At 59.7% G+C, this 17,165-nt stretch carries 21 protein-coding genes; 16 read left to right on the top strand and 5 right to left on the bottom strand.

From position 1 onward, the window contains the following. Window positions 1–6 precede the first annotated feature (6 nt). On the bottom strand, window positions 7–342 hold the full coding sequence (locus BMZ35_RS15960) for an ArsR/SmtB family transcription factor (RefSeq protein WP_093094907.1): 336 nt from the start codon (window positions 340–342) through the stop codon (window positions 7–9). A 154-nt stretch (window positions 343–496) separates the two neighbouring features. Beyond that, a complete protein-coding gene (locus tag BMZ35_RS15955) occupies window positions 497–865 on the bottom strand; it encodes a thioredoxin domain-containing protein (protein ID WP_093095144.1) in 369 nt (122 codons plus the stop codon). A gap of 69 nt (window positions 866–934) precedes the next feature. On the opposite strand from BMZ35_RS15955, the gene BMZ35_RS15950 reads away from it, so the two are divergent. The 16 genes from BMZ35_RS15950 (at window position 935) to BMZ35_RS15875 (ending at window position 14,603) form a co-directional block, all read left to right on the top strand. Further along, window positions 935–1,672, top strand: coding sequence for a cytochrome c biogenesis CcdA family protein (locus tag BMZ35_RS15950; RefSeq protein ID WP_093094905.1), 738 nt, complete (start codon window positions 935–937; stop codon window positions 1,670–1,672). Window positions 1,673–1,694: 22 nt separating this feature from the next. Continuing rightward, window positions 1,695–2,273, top strand: coding sequence for a thioredoxin family protein (locus tag BMZ35_RS15945; protein ID WP_093094903.1), 579 nt, complete (start codon window positions 1,695–1,697; stop codon window positions 2,271–2,273). 222 nt (window positions 2,274–2,495) lie between these two features. Then, the gene (gene soxX / locus BMZ35_RS15940; RefSeq protein WP_093094901.1) at window positions 2,496–2,969 is read left to right on the top strand and encodes a sulfur oxidation c-type cytochrome SoxX; all 474 of its coding nucleotides are present in this window, start codon (window positions 2,496–2,498) and stop codon (window positions 2,967–2,969) included. A 28-nt stretch (window positions 2,970–2,997) separates the two neighbouring features. Beyond that, entirely contained in the window at window positions 2,998–3,429 is a 432-nt protein-coding gene (gene soxY, locus BMZ35_RS15935; RefSeq protein ID WP_093094898.1) for a thiosulfate oxidation carrier protein SoxY, read from the top strand. 18 nt (window positions 3,430–3,447) lie between these two features. Beyond that, window positions 3,448–3,777, top strand: a complete 330-nt coding sequence (gene soxZ, locus BMZ35_RS15930) for a thiosulfate oxidation carrier complex protein SoxZ (protein ID WP_093094895.1) — start codon at window positions 3,448–3,450, stop codon at window positions 3,775–3,777. Window positions 3,778–3,851: 74 nt separating this feature from the next. Continuing rightward, window positions 3,852–4,703 (top strand): sulfur oxidation c-type cytochrome SoxA, encoded by an 852-nt coding sequence (gene soxA, locus BMZ35_RS15925; protein ID WP_093094892.1) that lies wholly within the window; start codon window positions 3,852–3,854, stop codon window positions 4,701–4,703. A gap of 104 nt (window positions 4,704–4,807) precedes the next feature. After that, on the top strand, window positions 4,808–6,505 hold the full coding sequence (gene soxB / locus BMZ35_RS15920) for a thiosulfohydrolase SoxB (protein ID WP_093094889.1): 1,698 nt from the start codon (window positions 4,808–4,810) through the stop codon (window positions 6,503–6,505). A gap of 48 nt (window positions 6,506–6,553) precedes the next feature. Then, window positions 6,554–7,834 carry a sulfite dehydrogenase gene (gene soxC, locus BMZ35_RS15915; RefSeq protein ID WP_093094886.1) on the top strand — a complete coding sequence of 427 codons (1,281 nt, stop codon included), beginning with the start codon at window positions 6,554–6,556 and terminating at the stop codon, window positions 7,832–7,834. Further along, window positions 7,818–8,879, top strand: coding sequence for a c-type cytochrome (locus BMZ35_RS15910; RefSeq protein ID WP_093094883.1), 1,062 nt, complete (start codon window positions 7,818–7,820; stop codon window positions 8,877–8,879). The genes soxC and BMZ35_RS15910 overlap by 17 nt, the downstream gene beginning before the upstream one ends. A gap of 3 nt (window positions 8,880–8,882) precedes the next feature. Next, window positions 8,883–9,608 (top strand): c-type cytochrome, encoded by a 726-nt coding sequence (locus BMZ35_RS15905; RefSeq protein WP_093094878.1) that lies wholly within the window; start codon window positions 8,883–8,885, stop codon window positions 9,606–9,608. Between the two features lie 40 nt (window positions 9,609–9,648). Further along, on the top strand, window positions 9,649–10,917 hold the full coding sequence (locus BMZ35_RS15900; RefSeq protein WP_093094874.1) for an NAD(P)/FAD-dependent oxidoreductase: 1,269 nt from the start codon (window positions 9,649–9,651) through the stop codon (window positions 10,915–10,917). A 231-nt stretch (window positions 10,918–11,148) separates the two neighbouring features. Then, on the top strand, window positions 11,149–11,781 hold the full coding sequence (locus tag BMZ35_RS15895) for an ATP-dependent Clp protease proteolytic subunit (protein WP_093094870.1): 633 nt from the start codon (window positions 11,149–11,151) through the stop codon (window positions 11,779–11,781). Between the two features lie 134 nt (window positions 11,782–11,915). Then, entirely contained in the window at window positions 11,916–13,181 is a 1,266-nt protein-coding gene (gene clpX / locus BMZ35_RS15890; RefSeq protein WP_093094868.1) for an ATP-dependent Clp protease ATP-binding subunit ClpX, read from the top strand. 118 nt (window positions 13,182–13,299) lie between these two features. Next, the gene (locus tag BMZ35_RS15885) at window positions 13,300–13,683 is read left to right on the top strand and encodes an NADH:ubiquinone oxidoreductase subunit NDUFA12 (RefSeq protein ID WP_093095142.1); all 384 of its coding nucleotides are present in this window, start codon (window positions 13,300–13,302) and stop codon (window positions 13,681–13,683) included. Between the two features lie 3 nt (window positions 13,684–13,686). Beyond that, on the top strand, window positions 13,687–14,139 hold the full coding sequence (gene mlaD, locus BMZ35_RS15880; RefSeq protein ID WP_093094866.1) for an outer membrane lipid asymmetry maintenance protein MlaD: 453 nt from the start codon (window positions 13,687–13,689) through the stop codon (window positions 14,137–14,139). Beyond that, the gene (locus BMZ35_RS15875) at window positions 14,136–14,603 is read left to right on the top strand and encodes a DUF2155 domain-containing protein (protein ID WP_093094862.1); all 468 of its coding nucleotides are present in this window, start codon (window positions 14,136–14,138) and stop codon (window positions 14,601–14,603) included. The genes mlaD and BMZ35_RS15875 overlap by 4 nt, the downstream gene beginning before the upstream one ends. Here the strand turns inward: BMZ35_RS15875 and aat are convergent. Genes aat through accB form a run of 3 tightly spaced genes read right to left on the bottom strand, consistent with a single transcriptional unit; the run spans window position 14,549 to window position 17,065 of the window. Then, window positions 14,549–15,184 carry a leucyl/phenylalanyl-tRNA--protein transferase gene (gene aat / locus BMZ35_RS15870; RefSeq protein ID WP_093094861.1) on the bottom strand — a complete coding sequence of 212 codons (636 nt, stop codon included), beginning with the start codon at window positions 15,182–15,184 and terminating at the stop codon, window positions 14,549–14,551. The two genes, BMZ35_RS15875 and aat, sit on opposite strands and share 55 nt — an antisense overlap. Window positions 15,185–15,205: 21 nt before the next feature. Next, window positions 15,206–16,558: an acetyl-CoA carboxylase biotin carboxylase subunit gene (accC, locus tag BMZ35_RS15865; RefSeq protein ID WP_093094858.1), complete on the bottom strand. Its 1,353-nt coding sequence runs from the start codon at window positions 16,556–16,558 to the stop codon at window positions 15,206–15,208. 9 nt (window positions 16,559–16,567) lie between these two features. Beyond that, window positions 16,568–17,065, bottom strand: a complete 498-nt coding sequence (gene accB / locus BMZ35_RS15860) for an acetyl-CoA carboxylase biotin carboxyl carrier protein (RefSeq protein WP_093094854.1) — start codon at window positions 17,063–17,065, stop codon at window positions 16,568–16,570. Between the last annotated feature and the right edge of the window lie 100 nt (window positions 17,066–17,165).

Here is a 17,165-nt window from a genome sequence, read left to right as displayed (position 1 = left end):
CCGCAGTCACTCGTCGTTGCAGAACAGGTCGTAGACCACTTCGAGTATACGGCGGGGGCGGTGGTCTGCCAAACGGTAATAGATCGTTTTGCCTTCGCGGCGCGGGATCACCAGACCTTCGAGGCGGAGGCGGGAAAGTTGTTGCGATACAGCCGCCTGGCGAGCGGACAGCAGGTCTTCGAGTTCGGTCACGGATTTTTCGCCGGACACGAGATGGCAGAGGATCATCAGGCGGCCTTCATGGCTGATTGCCTTGAGGAAGTTCGAGGCCGTGGTCGCGTTATCGACCATGCGGTCCATTTCTTCGTCCGAGATGTCGTCACTGAAGACGGGTAGTGCCATAGGTCTGTCCCCTTTTGGTGAACCGGACCCGGGGTGAAATGGGGGGGCGACGGGCCGGTTTTGTGGCGCTCGTTAATTTATTTGTCCGTTTTTGGCCAGTGGGCCGTTCAGGTTCGTCAGAAAGCGCAGCGATAAGGCAACGCTTTGGGGTGATTCACCGGGTTGCGCCTTTGAACCCGGCATGTTCGGTCAACATGGTTTCAACATGCCACCAGAAAAAATCTTCACCGGGGTAGCCTTCGAGCCGGGCGACCTCGGTTCCGTTTTCGACAAGGATGAAGGTCGGGGTAAAGTTCACGCGACGCGCATAGGTCACATCGTCCGGTTTTTCGCGCAACTGCTCGCGGCGCAAGGGCGCGAATTGACCAGCCTCTGTTTTGGGGTAGATCGGCGCGATCTCGGCATTCCATTGCTTGCAGGTGTAGCACCCGGGCTGTTCCACTATGATCAGTTCCACCGCCCACGCGGGCAGGGTCGAAAACGCGGCGAACGCGGTTGCCAACAGAGAGGAGCGCAAAAACATGATTGCCTTCATTCGGTGTCTCGTTACACTCAACATAATATGAATATGTGAATTGATCAAGGAGCGCGCATGCTCGAGATTTCCTATGCCGGGGCGGCTTTGGCGGGTTTGCTGTCGTTCTTTACGCCCTGTGTGTTGCCAATGGTACCGTTCTACTTGTGCTACATGGCCGGGATATCCATGTCCGAGTTGCAGGGCGACGGGGGAATCGCGCCGGGCGCGCAGAAGCGGCTTGTGGTGTCGGCCATTTTCTTTGCGCTGGGCGTCACGACGATCTTTGTTCTTCTGGGAATGGGGGCAACGGCTCTGGGGCAGGCCTTTGCACAATGGCGGGACCCGCTCTCCTATTTGGCTGCGGCGGTGCTGGCGCTGTTCGGGCTGCATTTCCTGGGCGTGATCAAGGTGCCTTTCCTTTATCGAGAGGCGCGGCTGGAGAGCAAGGCAGAGCCGACCACGGTCATCGGGGCCTATGTGATGGGGTTGGCTTTTGGTTTTGGCTGGACGCCCTGTGTGGGGCCGGCGCTGGCGTCGATTCTCATGGTGGCCAGTGGCATGGGCGACATCTGGAAGGGCGCGTTGTTGCTGTTGGTTTACGGGCTGGCCATGACGGCCCCGTTTGTCATCGCAGCCTTGTTTGCCAAGCCGTTCCTGCGCTGGATGCAGCGCAATCGGAAATATCTCGCCTATGTGGAAAAGGTCATGGGGGCGATGTTGATCATTTTTGCGATCCTGATCGCGACGAATGCGGTTAACCTGATTGCGCAATTCATGATTGAATGGGTGCCCGGCTTCGGCGCCATTGGATAAGGGCTTTGGGAGGAGTGCGACAATGAAAGCTTGGTTGGGTGCGCTTGCGGGCGCGTTGATGGCGCTGCCGGTCTGGGCGGCGGAATTGGGTGATGACGGTCTACACAAGACCGCGTGGTATCGCGATACGTTCAAGGATTTGCAGGAGGATGCCGCCGAAGCGGCGGCAGAGGGCAAACGGCTGTTGGTGATCGTGGAGCAGCGCGGATGTATCTATTGCGCCAAGATGCACGAGACCACTTTTTTGGATCCGCGGGTCATGAAGCGGCTGGAGGAGGATTTCTTTCCTGTGCAGATCAACCTGCATGGCGCGACCGAGATGATTGACACGGATGGCGAGGAACTGAGCGAAAGGGCCATGGCTCGCAAGTGGGGCATCATGTTCACTCCCACGATGATCTTCTTCCCCACGGAGGTCGACATGGACGCCTCTGCCTCGGCACAGGCGGTTGCCATCATGCCGGGGGCCTTTGCGCCGGGTACCACCTATGATCTTCTGACCTGGGTCAGGGAGGAGCGGTATCTCGATCAGTCCGAGGAGGACTTTCAGCGCTATCATGCCCGCATGATTCGAGAGCGCAGCGACGGAAGCACCGACTAGGGCCGATCAGGGCCCGATTGGCCGATTCCGCTATGTAGAGCAGGATTTGGCCCTGCGAACGCACGTATGGAACAACAATCACGCCTTGTTTCACTGGAGCATGGTAAGAAAATTGCTTTCAAAAATTCATATTCGTGAATTTGTTGTTGCGTTCGGCACGACCGGTGGACTACGGTATGCCGAGCTTACCCAGGGAACGAACAGGGAGCCAAGGGAGGAAACATGAAGCTTTCAACACTGACAGCGGCGGCGGTTATGGTCGCGGGCGTCGCGCACGCCGAGATGGTTGCACCGACGAAAGTGGCCTTTACCGAAGACGGGGCCGTCGAAGCCTCGCTGACCGGAAAAGCCGGAGATGCCGCGAAGGGCGCCGAAGTTTACGGCTCCAAGAAGCTTGGCAACTGTGTCGCTTGCCACGAGATCACCACGCAGGACGTGGCTTTCCCGGGCAATGTCGGTCCGCAGCTGGATGGTGTGGCCGACCGCTGGAATGAAGCAGAACTGCGCGGCATTCTGGTCAACTCGAAGATGACCTTCGAAGGGACCGTGATGCCGGCTTATTACAAGGTGGATGGCTTCACGCGCCCGGGCAAGGCCTATACCGGCAAGGCGGCGGACGATACGTTCGGGCCCCTGCTGAGCGCGGAACAAATCGAAGACGTAATCGCATTCCTGATGACGCTCAAAGAAGAGTGATCAAGGTATTCTGACGAAGGAGACAGAAATGGACTTCACGAGACGTGAAACCCTGGCCCTCGGCGCGGGTGCTGCTTTGGCAGCCGCTCTGCCGCTGAAGGCATTTGCCGGTTCGCATGGCGGTCTGGCGGACGAAGCCATTGCCGCCTTTACCGGTGGCGCAGACGTGGGCGAGGGTGGCATCGAGCTGACCGCGCCTGAAATCGCGGAAAACGGCAACACGGTTCCGATCGAAGTATCGGCGCCGGGTGCATCCGCCATCATGGTGTTGGCCGCAGGCAACCCGACCCCGGGTGTGGCGACCTTCAACTTCGGCCCGCTGGCCGCTAGCCAGGCCGCGTCGACCCGTATCCGCCTCGCGGGTACGCAGGACGTGGTGGCCGTGGCCAAACTGGCCGATGGCAGCTTTGTGAAAGCGTCGTCGACCGTGAAAGTGACCATTGGCGGCTGCGGCGGCTAAGGCAAAGGAGTTAGAGACATGGCATCTGGTGTAAAACCCCGCGTAAAAGTCCCGAAAAAAGCCGCTGCTGGTGAGGCGATCACCATCAAGACCCTGATCAGCCACAAGATGGAATCGGGTCAGCGCAAGGATAAAGAGGGCAACCTCATTCCGCGTTCGATCATCAACCGATTCACTTGCGAATTCAACGGCGAGTCGGTGATCGACGTCGAGATCCATCCTGCGGTTTCGACCAACCCCTATTTCCAGTTTGACGCGACTGTCCCCGAAGCGGGCGAGTTCAAGTTCACCTGGTACGATGATGACGGGTCGGTCTACGACGAGACCAAGAAGGTTGCGGTCGGCTAAGCGCCCCGGAAAAACCTAGGCAAGAAAGTTCCGCCCCGCTGAGGGGGCGGGACGGACCCAAGGGAGGAAATGCGATGAAATTCAAGGCAATGAGCACAATTGCCGCGCTGGCCATAACGGTGCCGATGTGGGCCATGGCCGATCCGGACGACGACGTTCTGGTGCTGAACGGCGAGACTGAAATGGTCACGAAAACCGCCGCACCCGCGCATCTGTCGGACGCTATGGACGAGGTCATGTCGGGCTGGCACTTCCGCTCGGACGAAACCCAGACGATGCAGGCGGACGATTTTGACAACCCCGGCATGGTGTTTGTCGAGAACGCGATGGCTGCTTGGGAAACACCCGAGGGGAGCGAAGGCAAGTCCTGCGCAAGCTGCCATGGTGCACCAGAGGACATGGCAGGCGTGAAGCCAACCTATCCCAAGTGGAACGATGGTGCCGAAACCGTGTACACGCTGCAGATGGCCATGAACGACTGCCGCACCAAGCGGATGGGAGCCGAGGCATGGGGATATGACAAGGGGCCGGCCATTGAAATGGTTGCCCTGATGTCGAGCGTGTCGCGCGGCATGCCCATGAACGTGGCCATCGACGGCCCCGCACAGGCCACCTGGGAACTGGGTAAAGAGCTGTATTATACCCGGACCGGTCAGCTTGATCTGAGCTGCGCCAACTGCCACGAAGACAACTATGGCAACATGATCCGTGCTGACCACCTCAGCCAGGGCCAGGTCAACGGCTTCCCGGCCTACCGTCTGAAGAATGCCAAGCTGAACGGTGTGCACAGCCGCTTCAAGGGTTGCGTGCGCGACACCCGCGCCGAAACCTACAAGCCCGGCTCCGCCGAGTTCATTGCGCTGGAGCTTTATGTTTCGTCGCGCGCCAACGGTCTGTCGGTCGAGGGTCCGTCGGTTCGTAACTAAACGTATCAAAGCCCGCGCCGGGAGACTGGCGCGGGTTTTTCTGCTTAAACAAATTCACACATGCGAATGTATGTCGCATTGACACTTGGAAAGGCTTGTTCCTGATGATCTCCCGTCGTGATTTCCTCCAGGTCTCCATGGCTGCTTCGGCCATGCTGGGCACCAGCGGTTTTGGCAATTGGGCCCGTTTGGCCGCGCAGCAGGCGCTGACGCAGGACCAGCTTCTGGAATTTGAGACCTTCGGCAATATTTCCCTGATTCACGTCACGGATATCCATGCCCAGCTCAAGCCGATCTATTTCCGCGAACCGTCGGTCAACCTCGGGGTCGGGTCGAACAAGGGCCAGGTCCCCCACATCACCGGCGCCGATTTCCGCAAGGCTTATGGCATCAATGACGGCAGCCCGTCGGCCTATGCGTTGACCTATGATGATTTCTCGTCGCTGGCGCAGGCCTATGGGCGTGTGGGTGGGCTTGATCGGGTTTCGACCGTGATCAACGCGATCCGTGCGGATCGCCCCGATGCGCTGCTGCTGGATGGCGGCGACACGTGGCATGGCTCGTATACCTGCTATCAGACCGAAGGTCAGGACATGGTCAACGTGATGAACGCGTTGAAACCGGATGCGATGACCTTCCACTGGGAGTTCACGCTTGGCTCCGAGCGGGTGAACGGGATCGTCGAGGGGCTGCCTTTTGCCGCCCTGGGTCAGAACATCTTTGATGCCGAGTGGGACGAGCCGGCCGAACTGTTCAAGCCCTACAAGTTCTTTGAGCGCGGTGGCGCCAAGGTTGCCGTGATCGGGCAGGCGTTCCCGTATATGCCGATTGCCAACCCGCGCTGGATGTTCCCGGAGTATTCGTTCGGGATCCGTGACGAGAACATGCAGGAGATGGTGGACGAAGTGCGCGGCATGGGTGCCGACGTGGTGGTCGTGCTGTCTCACAACGGGTTCGACGTGGACAAGAAGATGGCGAGCGTCGTGTCCGGTATCGACGTGATCCTGTCAGGTCACACCCACGACGCGCTGCCCGAGCCGGTGCTGGTTGGTCAAACCCATATCATCGCGTCGGGATCGAACGGTAAGTTCGTGAGCCGCGTCGATCTTGACGTGCGCGACGGGCAGATGATGGGCCTGAAGCACAAGCTGATCCCGATCTTCTCGGACGTGATCGCGCCGGACCCGATGATCACCAAGCTGATTGATGAACAGCGCGCGCCGTTTGCCGACCAGCTCTCCGAGGTGATCGGTCAGGCTGACAGCCTGCTCTACCGCCGCGGCAACTTCAACGGCACATGGGACGACCTGATCTGCGATGCGCTCATTTCCGAGCGGGAAGCGGACATAGCGATGAGCCCCGGCGTGCGCTGGGGGCCGAGCATCGTGCCCGGTCAGGACATCACCCGCGAGGATATCTGGAACGTCACCTCGATGAGCTATGGTGAAGCCTATCGCACTGAGATGACAGGTGAATTCATCAAGGTAATCCTTGAGGACGTGGCCGACAACATCTTTAACCCGGACCCCTATTACCAGCAGGGCGGCGACATGGTGCGGATTGGTGGCATGGGCTATCGCATCGACATCAACAAGCCGCAGGGCGAGCGGATCAGCGAGATGACCCTGTTGAGCACGGGCGAGGCGATTGATCCGGCCAAGACCTATAACGTCGCCGGTTGGGCCTCGGTCAACGAGGGCACCGAGGGACCGCAGATCTGGGACGTGGTGGAAAACCATATCCGCAAGCTGGGCACGGTCAACGTGACCCCGCGCGACAATGTGAAAGTGGTGGGCGCGTAATTCCGCGTCCTCTTCAAATCCCCTTATATTTTTAGGAGGCAAAGCCAGATGACTGAGAGCTTCAAAGGCATGAAGCCCTCGCGCCGTCAGTTTCTGACCGGCGCGGCGGCAGCCGGGGCAGGGGCCGTGGCTGCGGGTGCGGCCAAGGCAGCGGGTGATCCGCTTATTACCGAGGTGCAGGAATGGGCACAGGCTACGGGTGAGGGCGTTGACGCCACCCCTTACGGTCTACCGATCCAGTACGAGAGCGATGTTGTGCGTCGTAATGTGGAGTGGCTCACCGCTGACACGATCAGTTCGATCAACTTCACCCCGATCCATGCGCTGGACGGGACGATCACGCCGCAGGGCTGCGCGTTTGAACGTCACCATTCGGGGGCGATCGAGTTGAAGAAAGAAGATTACCGTCTGATGATCAACGGCTTGGTCGACACGCCGCTGGTGTTCACCTACGAAGATTTGGAACGGTTCCCGCGCGAAAACCATGTGTATTTCTGCGAATGTGCGGCGAACACGGGCATGGAATGGGCCGGGGCACAGCTCAACGGCGCCCAGTTCACCCATGGCATGATCCACAACATGGAATACTCGGGCGTCAGCCTGCGCACACTGCTTGAAGAGGCGGGTCTGGATGCGGCGGGTGATCTCAAGGACAAGTGGGTCTATGTCGAGGGCGCGGACGCGTCCAGCAATGGTCGCTCGATCCCGATGGAAAAGGCGCTGGATGATGTTCTGGTGGCGTTCAAGGCCAATGGCGAGGCGCTGCGCAAGGAGCACGGCTATCCGGTGCGGCTCGTGGTTCCGGGCTGGGAAGGCAACATGTGGGTCAAGTGGCTGCGCCGCATTGAAGTGACCAACCAAGCCATTGAAAGCCGGGAAGAAACCAGCAAATACACCGACACGCTGGAAGACGGCACCAGCCGCAAGTGGACCTGGGTCATGGACGCCAAATCGGTTGTCACCTCGCCCAGCCCGCAAGCACCGATCAAGCACGGCAAAGGTCCGTTGGTCATCACCGGCCTGGCATGGTCGGGCCGTGGCGCGATCACCGGCGTGGACGTATCAATTGATGGTGGCAAGAACTGGCAGGAGGCCCGTCTCGCCGCACCGGGCACCGACAAGGCGCTGACGCGCTTCTATCTCGATATCGAGTGGAACGGCGAAGAGATGTTCCTGCAGTCGCGGGCGCGCGACAGCTCGGGCTATGTCCAGCCGACCAAGGCCGAACTGCGCGAGACGCGCGGCCTGAATTCGATCTATCACAACAACTGCATCCAGACCTGGTGGGTCAAGGCAAACGGGGAGGCAGAAAATGTCGAAGTTTCTTAAGCTTGTCGCGGGGACCGCGCTGGCCTCGACCCTGATGGTCGCGCCTGCGCTGGCCGAGAAATACGGCCTTGGCCGCCCTGCGACGGCCGACGAGATCGCCGCATGGGATCTGGACGTGTCGCCCGATGGCACGGGCCTGCCGGTTGGCTCGGGTGACGTGTTCACCGGCGAAGAAGTCTTTGCCGACAATTGTGCGATCTGCCACGGCGATTTTGCCGAAGGCGTGGACAACTGGCCCAAGCTGGCCGGGGGCATGGATACGCTGAACCATGACGATCCGCTCAAGACCGTGGGTTCCTATTGGCCGTATCTCTCGACCACCTGGGATTACGTGAACCGCTCGATGCCCTTTGGCAACGCGCAGTCGCTCACCCCGGATGAGGTTTATGCCATCGTGGCCTATATCCTTTATTCCAACGACCTCGTGGATGACGATTTCGAGCTTTCGAACGAGAATTTCCTCGACGTCGAAATGCCCAACGCTGGCGGGTTCATCATTGATGACCGCGAAACCAGCGAGAAGCATTTCTGGAAGGCCGAGCCTTGCATGAGCAACTGCAAGGAAAGCGTCGAGATCACCATGCGCGCCGCCGTTCTGGATGTGACCCCTGAAGAAGAGGGTAGCGAGGAAGTTTCTGCCGCGCCTGCCGAAGAAGCCGTGGTGGAAGAGGCCAAGGTCGAGGAAGCTGCGCCCGTAGTCGAAGAAGCGGCGGTGGCCGCTCTTGACGAAGAGCTGGTGGCAAAGGGTGAAAAGGTCTTCAAGAAGTGCAAGGCCTGCCATCAGGTTGGCGAGGGCGCAAAGAACAAGACCGGTCCGGTGCTGACCGGTATCGTTGGCGCACCCGTTGGGGTGGTTGAAGGCTTCAAGTATTCCAAGCCCATGGCGGCGCTGGGTGAAGCCGGCGCCGTATGGGGCGAAGGCGAACTGTCTGCTTTCCTCGCCAAGCCGAAAGCCTATCTCAAGGGCACGAAGATGTCCTTTGCTGGACTGAAGAAAGAGCAGGAAATCGCGGCCGTCCTCGAATACCTCAAGAGCGTGCAGTAAACAGTGCGCTTTGGAGGAGTAGCTCTTTTTGTCTGGGCGGCGCTGGTTGGCGCGGCCCAGGCCGAGGAAACCGCCACCGCGATCGGGGATACCGATCGTGGTGAGCGGTTGTTTTTTCAGAAATGCGGAAGCTGTCACGAAGTTGGTGATGGCGCGGCCCATGGCACGGGCGAAGGCGAGGGGCCGCATCTCAACAATATTTTCGACCGCAAGATCGCCCAGTTCGAAGATTTTGCCTATTCCGAAGGCATCAACCGCGCGCGGCGCGATGGCATGGTCTGGAACCTTGCCAATCTTGACGCCTATCTGACCAACCCCAAGCTGTTGGTGAGCGGCACCAACATGAATTTCTCGGGGATGGAAGAGGCCAAGGATCGCGGCGACGTGCTCGCCTATCTGCGTCAGTTCTCATCCAGCCCGCAGGACATTCCCGAAGCTGCACCAACCGCCGTGCCCCAGGAAGTGGCGTTGTCACCGGAAATTCTCGCCATCGTAGGGGATCCGGATTACGGCGAATACCTGTCGACGGAATGCACCACCTGTCACCAGACCAGCGGCGATTATGACGGCATTCCGGTGATCACGGGATGGTATGACGAAGACTTTGTCCTCGCCATGCATGCTTATAAACGGGGCATTCGTAAACACCCGGTGATGCAGATGATGGCCGGGCGGCTCTCGGATGAAGAGATCGCGGCACTGGCATCCTATTTTGGCGCGCTCGAGTAATCCTCGGGCGCTTTTTTGTTTTCTTGTGGAGGAGAAAAACATGACATTGAACAGACGTAAATTTATTGGCACCGGGGTTGCGGCGGCGACCGCTCTGACGGCTCCGATGGTGATGGGCGCGAGCCATGGCAAGCCGCGCGTTGTCGTGATTGGCGGCGGGGCAGGCGGGGCCACGGCGGCACGCTATATCGCCAAGGGCAGCAAGGGCGAGATTGACGTCACCCTCGTTGAACCGACCCGCAGCTATTACACCTGTTTCTTTTCGAACCTCTATATCGGTGGGTTCCGCGAGCTGTCGTCGATTGCGCATAGCTATGGCACGCTGGCCAGCCAGTATGGCATCAACGTAGTGCATGACTGGGCCATCGGGATCGACCGTGACGCCAAGATGGTGAGCCTCGCCGGGGGCGGCAAACTGCCTTATGACCGGCTTGTGCTGTCGCCGGGGATCGATTTTGTCGATGGGGCGGTTCAGGGCTGGGATGTTACCAAGCAGAACAAGATGCCCCACGCTTACAAGGCTGGATCGCAGAGCGAGCTGCTCAAGGCGCAGATCGAGTCGATGCCGCAGGGCGGTGTTTATGCGATGGTGGCCCCGCCGAACCCGTTCCGCTGCCCTCCGGGACCCTATGAGCGCGTGTCGATGGTGGCGCATGTTCTGAAAGAAAAGAACCCGACGGCCAAGATCATCATTGCCGATCCCAAGCCGAAATTCTCGAAGATGGCGCTTTTCCAGGAAGGTTGGGCCAACCATTACGACGGCATGATCGACTGGATCGGGCCGGATTTCGGGGGCGATGTGGTAGAGGTGAACGCTGACGAGATGACGGTGAGCATTGATGGTGAAGTGACCAAGGTTGATGCCTGTAACGTGATCCCGGCCATGAAGGCGGGGCGTATCTGCGAGATGGCGGAGATCACCGAGGGCAACTGGGCGCCGGTGAACCCGCATACGATGCAAAGTCGCGCGGACGAAAATATTCACGTACTGGGCGATGCGAGTTCGCAGGGCGACATGCCGAAATCCGGGTTCTCGGCCAACAGCCAGGCCAAGGTGGCGGCGATGGCCATTCGCGGCGCGCTGACCGGGTCAAAGGTTTTCCCTGCCAAGTTCTCGAACACCTGCTGGTCGCTGATCGACACCGAAGACGGAGTCAAGGTGGGGGCGACCTATGAGGCGACCGACGAGAAGATTGCCAAGGTTGACGGGTTTATCTCGGCGACCGGTGAGAGTGCGGAGCTGCGCGCACGCACATTCGAGGAATCGGTTGGCTGGTACGCGGGCATCACTAGCGACATGTTCGGCTAAGCTGGATCACAGACTTCTCCACTGGGCCGCCGGTTGGCGGCCCTTTTTTGTTGGAAAAGAAGCGCGGTTTGTGAGGGACAAGAGTGTCGTACCGCTAACGCCGCGCACAGGAGCTTTACCGGGTGTTAACCCTAAAATTGTCTGCTGGTCTTGCAGCCCCTTTTGCGCAGCACTAAGACTCTGGGGGAGGGAGCCAATTGATGGCCCCAGGCGAACAACAGGCAGGCGGATATGACAGACCCATTCGAGACATATATGAATACCCTGGTGCCCATGGTGGTGGAACAGACCAGCCGGGGCGAACGCGCATACGATATCTTCTCCCGCCTGCTCAAAGAGCGGATCATTTTCCTGAACGGTCCCGTGCATGACGGTATGTCGAGCCTGATCGTTGCGCAGCTGCTGCACCTGGAGGCCGAGAATCCCTCGAAGGAAATCAGCATGTATATCAACAGCCCCGGTGGCGTCGTGACCTCGGGCCTATCGATCTATGACACGATGCAATATATCAAACCCAAGGTTTCGACCCTCGTGATTGGTCAAGCGGCGTCGATGGGCTCGCTTCTTTTGACTGCGGGTGAGGCTGGAATGCGCTTTTCGCTTCCTAACAGCCGGGTCATGGTGCACCAGCCTTCGGGTGGCTACCAGGGGCAGGCGACAGATATCATGATCCATGCCGAGGAAACGCTAAAGCTTAAGCGGCGCCTCAATGAAATCTACGTCAAGCACACCGGCCAGAAACTGGAAGACGTGGAAGCCGCGCTTGAGCGCGACAACTTCATGTCGCCCGAAGAAGCCAAGGCGTTCGGCCTGATTGATGAAATCGTTGAAAGCCGCGCCAAGGGTGACGACGCTGAGAGCTGATGCGTGACGCCCCGCGCATGCACAGCGCGCGGGGCAATTTCACATTGTACCCGCCAAACGGCTGGCCTAAGCTGGCTGAAACGCGGGCGCCAAACGGGAAACCGGGCGGCTTCACAGGGCCTGAAAGGTAGGATATGGCGAACAATTCCGGCGGAGACAGCAAGAACACCCTCTACTGCAGCTTTTGCGGTAAGAGCCAGCACGAGGTGCGCAAGCTGATTGCGGGCCCGACGGTGTTCATCTGTGACGAATGTGTCGAACTCTGCATGGACATCATCCGTGAAGAGACCAAGGCCAGTGGGCTGAAGGCTTCGGAAGGTGTTCCCAGCCCACGCGAGATCTGCAACGTTCTGGACGACTATGTGATCGGTCAGGCGATGGCCAAGCGGGTGCTGTCGGTGGCGGTGCACAACCACTACAAACGCCTGAACCACGCGTCGAAATCCGGTGATATCGAACTGGCGAAATCCAACATCCTGCTGATCGGCCCGACGGGCTGCGGTAAGACTCTGCTGGCTCAGACTCTGGCGCGAATCCTTGATGTGCCCTTCACCATGGCCGATGCGACCACGCTGACCGAGGCGGGGTATGTGGGCGAGGACGTGGAAAACATCATCCTCAAGCTGCTTCAGGCCAGCGAATACAATGTCGAGCGCGCGCAGCGCGGCATCGTCTATATCGACGAGGTCGACAAGATCACCCGCAAGTCCGAAAATCCCTCGATCACTCGCGACGTTTCGGGCGAGGGCGTGCAGCAGGCGCTGCTGAAGCTGATGGAAGGCACCGTGGCCAGCGTGCCGCCGCAGGGCGGGCGCAAGCATCCGCAGCAGGAATTCCTGCAGGTGGACACGACCAACATCCTGTTCATCTGCGGCGGTGCCTTTGCCGGGCTGGACAAGATCATCTCGGCTCGCGGTAAGGGCAGCGCCATGGGCTTTGGCGCCGACGTGCGCGACAATGATGAACGTGGCGTGGGCGAGATTTTCCAGGATCTTGAGCCGGAAGACCTGTTGAAATTCGGCCTGATCCCGGAATTCGTGGGGCGTCTGCCGGTTCTGGCAACGCTAGAAGATCTGGACGAAGACGCGCTGGTCACGATCCTTACCGCTCCCAAGAACGCTTTGGTCAAGCAATACCAGCGCCTGTTCGAACTCGAAGACACACAGCTGACCTTCACGGATGATGCTCTTCAGGCCATCGCCAAGCGCGCCATCGAGCGTAAGACGGGCGCCCGTGGCTTGCGTTCAATCCTCGAAGACATCCTGCTGGACACGATGTTCGAGCTGCCGGGTATGGATAGTGTGACCGAGGTTGTCGTGAACGAAGAGGCCGCGACCGGGGCCGCTGCGCCGCTGATGATTCACGGTGAAGCCGAGAAAGAGCCCGCAACGGCGGGCTGAGGTTAAACGGAAGAAATTTGAGAGGGGTGGGCAATTTGTCCGCCCCTTTCCCTTTCGGCGACCACTGGACCTTTGGTGCGGAATGGTTCATATGGAAGGGGAATTTGCGGAGGCATCCATGGGCATTCTGAGCACGATCAACAGCGTCCTGACCTGGTGGAACGGTGGCACCCTGAACACGCGGCTTTATACGCGTCGCAAGGGTATCAAAGTGGGCGAGGACGATCAGGGCAACGTCTATTATCGCAACGCCGATGATTCGAAGCGTTGGGTGATGTTTAACGGCGAAGTCGAAGCGAGCCGGATCGGCGCCGACTGGCATGGCTGGCTGCACAACACTTTTGACGAAGCTCCCAGCGACAAGCCGCTCAAGCACAAGGACTGGGAAAAGCCGCATCAGGAAAACCTGTCGGGTACCGCATTGGCCTATGCACCTGCCGGTTCGATCCGCGCTGGCACCCCGCAGGAGCGCCGCGACTACGAGGCGTGGAGCCCCGAGTAAACCATGTCGGCCGTTCGTACAGAGGCTGCCGTTGGTGCTGCGGTTGTTGCCGTGGCGATCGGGTTTCTGGTCTATGCCAGCCAGTTCACGAACCTGCGCAGTGACGGCTCCGGCTATGCGCTCACTGCGTCGTTCCGTTCGATTGAAGGGGTCAGCGTGGGCACCGATGTGCGGTTGGCCGGTGTCAAGATCGGCACGGTCACGGACATTACCCTGAACCCCGCGACGTTCCGCGCCGACGCCGAGTTTACCGTTGCGGAGGGGGTTGAGCTTCCCGATGACAGCGCGGTCGTGATCTCTTCCGAAGGGCTGCTTGGCGGGAACTATGTTGAAATCCTGCCGGGCGGCTCTCCCTTCAATTTCGCCGAAGGGGATGAGATCGAGGATACGCAAAGCTCGGTCAGCCTGGTTTCGCTTTTGTTGAAGTTTGTCACAGGCGGGGACGAAGAGGGATGAAGCGGTTCCTGACAGCAATGGCGATTTGCGCGCCGTTTGTGGCTAGCGCGCAAGAGATCGTTGTTGAAACGCTTGAGATCGAACCGCAGACCTTTGAGTCGTTGCGCCAACCATTAGGTGATGTCACCAGCGAAACCGTTGTCGGGGCCGTGGTCGCAGAAGGTGCGCTGCTGCGTGGGCTGGACAAGCTGACGGGTGATCTGGTCGATTTCGAATTGCAGAACGGCTATAGTCTGAACTTCGGCGCGCTGCGTGTGGACATGGCCCAATGCCGCCACCCCGAGGACAATGCCACGGGCGAGGCTTATGCCTATCTCACCATCCTGGAAAACAACGGCGAAGGGGCATCCGTTTTCGAAGGATGGATGATTGCCTCTTCTCCCGCACTCAACGCGCTGGATCACCCGCGCTACGATGTCTGGGTTCTGCGTTGCAAGACATCCCAGGCGGACGGCAACGACTGAGCCGTGATATCGGCCTGCTGCCCCGTCGCCCAAGTCAGCGCCTTGTGATAGTCCGCCCGCGGGATTTCCAGCGCGCCGAGGCTGGCCAGGTGGTCTGTGATGAACTGTGTATCAAACAGGGTAAAACCGCAGCGGCGCAGATGTTCGACCAGATAGGCCAGCGCGATCTTTGATGCATTGGGGCGCCGCGAGAACATGCTCTCCCCAAAAAAGGCCGCCCCGAGCGTCACGCCATAGACGCCGCCCGCAAGGGTCTCATTGTGCCAGATTTCCAGGGAATGCGCATCGCCCCGTTCGTGCAAAGCCATGTAAAGGCGCCGGATTTCCGCGTTGATCCATGTTTCCGCCCGGTTGGCGCATCCATCCACGACGCCGGAGAAGTCACGGTTGAGCGTGACCGTGTAATCCGCGTGGCGAATGGCGCGGGCGAGAGACCGTGAAATGTGGAAGCGGTCGAGAGGGATGATCCCCCGGCGGATCGGGTCGACCCAGAACACCTCGGGGTCGTCGCGATGCTCGGCCATGGGGAACACCCCCATGCCATAGGCGCGCATCAGCAGGTCGGGTGTCAGTTCACCCATGCCGACGCGCGCCCATTTGGTTCAGCCTTCGTTCAGGTTGGTTTCCAGCCAGCGTTCCAGCCAGTGGATATTGTAGTTGCCTGAATGAATATCGTCCTCGCCCAGAAGCGCGTGGAACAGCGGCACAGTCGTATCGATGCCGTCGACGATCAACTCTCCCAGGGCCCGGTTCAGACGCGCCAGTGCCTCGGTGCGGTCACGCCCATGCACGATCAGCTTGCCGATCAGCGAATCATAATATGGCGGGATCGAATAGCCGTCATACAGCGCCGAATCCATCCGCACGCCCAGCCCACCGGGGGCGTGGTAGTGCGAAATGCGCCCCGGGCAGGGCGAAAATTTCGGTAACCGTTCGGCATTGATCCGTACCTCGATGGCGTGGCCGTTGATCTCGAGATCTTCCTGCGTGAAAGACATGGGAAGACCTTCGGCCACCCGAATCTGTTCGCGCACCAGATCGACGCCAAAGATGGCCTCGGTCACGGGGTGTTCCACCTGAAGCCGGGTGTTCATCTCGATGAAGTAGAACTCGCCATTTTCGTAAAGGAACTCGATCGTACCTGCGCCGATATAGTTGATCTTGGCCACAGCGTCGGCACAGACCTTACCGATTTGGGCGCGCTCTTCTGCGCTGATGCAGGGGCCGGGGGCCTCTTCGAATACCTTCTGGTGGCGGCGCTGCAACGAACAGTCCCGCTCACCCAGATGCACCGCGTTGCCCTTGCCGTCGCCAAAGACCTGGATCTCGATATGGCGGGGCGTAGTGAGGTACTTCTCGATATAGACTTCGTCATTGCCAAAGTTGGCTTTGCCCTCGGCGCGCGCAGTCTGGAAAGCCGATTTCATCTCGGTGGCGTTGTTGGCCACCTTCATGCCCTTGCCGCCGCCACCCGCCGTGGCCTTGATGATGACCGGATAGCCGAATTCTTCGCCAATTTTCAGCGCGGCGTCGAGATCGGCTACACCTCCATCAGAGCCAGGCACGCAGGGCACGCCAAGCGCCTTCATCGTATCCTTGGCGGTGATCTTGTCGCCCATCACGCGGATATGCTCGGCGGTCGGACCAATGAACGTCAGGCCGTGATCTTCGACGATCTGCACGAAATTGGCGTTCTCCGACAGGAAGCCATAGCCGGGGTGGATGGCCTGTGCGCCGGTGACTTCGCAGGCCGCGATGATCGCGGCCATGTTGAGATAGCTTTCCGTGCCCGGCGGCGGACCGATGCAGATGGCCTCGTCAGCCATGCGTACATGCATCGCGTCGGCATCGGCTGTCGAGTGCACGGCGACCGACTGGATGCCCATTTCGCGGCACGCACGGATCACGCGCAGGGCGATTTCTCCGCGGTTGGCGATCAGGATTTTCTGAAACATGTCAGTGCCTTATTCGATGATAACCAGAGGTGCACCATATTCGACGGTGTCGCCATCCCCAACAAGAATCCGTTTGACCGTGCCCGAGGCTGGGGCGGGAATGTGGTTCATGGTCTTCATGGCTTCGACGATCAGCAGCGTGTCGCCTTCGCTCACCTGCGCACCAACGCTGATGAAGGCGGGCGAGCCGGGTTCAGGCTGAAGGTAGACGGTGCCAACCATGGGCGAGGTCACTGCGCCGGGGTGGCTGGCAGGGTCATCAGCCGCGCCTGCGGCCGGCGCCGCGGGAGCTGCAGCGGCAGGTGCCGGAGCGGCGGCAGGGGCCGCGGCCACTGCAACGGGGGCCGCGGCGACAGGCGCGGGCTGTTGGCGGCTGACGCGCACGTTCAGGCTGTCATCTTCGCCGTAGTCGCGCTTGACCTGAAGCTCGGTCAGATCGTTTTCGCGCAGAAGTTCTGCCAGCGCCTTGATGAAGGCGACATCGGACTCGTGATTGGATTTGCTCATATTTGTTATACCCTGTGCGGCGCTTTTGCGCGTTTCCAGTCGTTGGTTGGTTTCCCCTGCGGCGCTTATAGGTGAAAAGCGCGGGCGATGAAAGCTGAAC

The organism is Shimia aestuarii (assembly GCF_900114635.1).
GTDB classification, from domain to species: Bacteria; Pseudomonadota; Alphaproteobacteria; order Rhodobacterales; family Rhodobacteraceae; genus Shimia; species Shimia aestuarii.
Note: the sequence above shows the minus strand (reverse complement) of the source record. Positions and strands in the feature narration are given on the sequence as shown.